1 protein-coding gene is annotated in these 853 nt (G+C 71.0%); it reads right to left on the minus strand.

What is annotated here, in order from left to right; all coding sequences use genetic code 11:
- Positions 1-853 (minus strand): apolipoprotein N-acyltransferase (lnt, locus tag GSF22_RS33935; RefSeq protein WP_208817964.1); only part of this gene is annotated, 853 nt, incomplete at both ends.

Consider the following 853-nt stretch of genomic DNA (forward strand, 5'->3'; position numbering starts at 1 on the left):
CACCACACCCAACGCCTCCGGCCACCAGGCCAGCCGCGTCGCCACCGTCAACCCCGCACCGGTACCCATCTGCGCCACCACCACCGCACCGGTGTTGAAGCCGGTGGCCCCGCTTACCCGCCCCGAAGCGTCCACGAACCCCGACACACCCACCGTCGAGGCCATCAACGCCTCCCGGCCGTGCTCCACCGCCCGCAACCGCACCATCGCCAACTGCTGCCGGGCCTCCGCCTCGTCGAACGTCGCGTTGTTGGTCTGCACCGCCAGGATCTGCGCCCCACCGGTGACCGTGTCCCGCACCACCGCGTCGTACGCCACCTCGAAACAGATCACGTCACCGACCGTGACCGCACCGGTCGACACCACCCCCGGCCGGTCCCCGGCCACGAAATCCGACCGCACCCGGTCCACCTGACTACTGACCATCCGGGCGATGTCCCGCATCGGCACGTACTCGGCGAACGGCACCGGATGCCGCTTCACGTACGTCTGCTCCAGATCCGGGCCGCTACCCGGACGCCACAACAGTCCCGCGTTACGCACCTGCCCCGCACGGGGACCACCCAGCACCGCACCCACCAGGATCGGCGCCCGCACCGTGTCCGCGGCCAACGAGATCCGCGCCGCCGCGTCCGCGTTACGCAACGGATCGATGTCACTGGAGTTCTCCGGCCACACCACCAGCTGCGGCTGGACCACCCGCCCCGCCGCCACGTCCTGCGCCAACCGCACCGTGGCGTTGACGTGGTTGTCCAGCACCGCCCGCCGCTGCGCGTTGAAGTCCAACCCCAGCCGCGGCACGTTGCCCTGCACCACCGCCACCGTCACCGCACCCGAACCGACCGTGCCACCC

This window comes from Micromonospora echinofusca (assembly GCF_017614955.1).
In the GTDB taxonomy this organism is placed as follows: domain Bacteria; phylum Actinomycetota; class Actinomycetes; order Mycobacteriales; family Micromonosporaceae; genus Micromonospora; species Micromonospora echinofusca_A.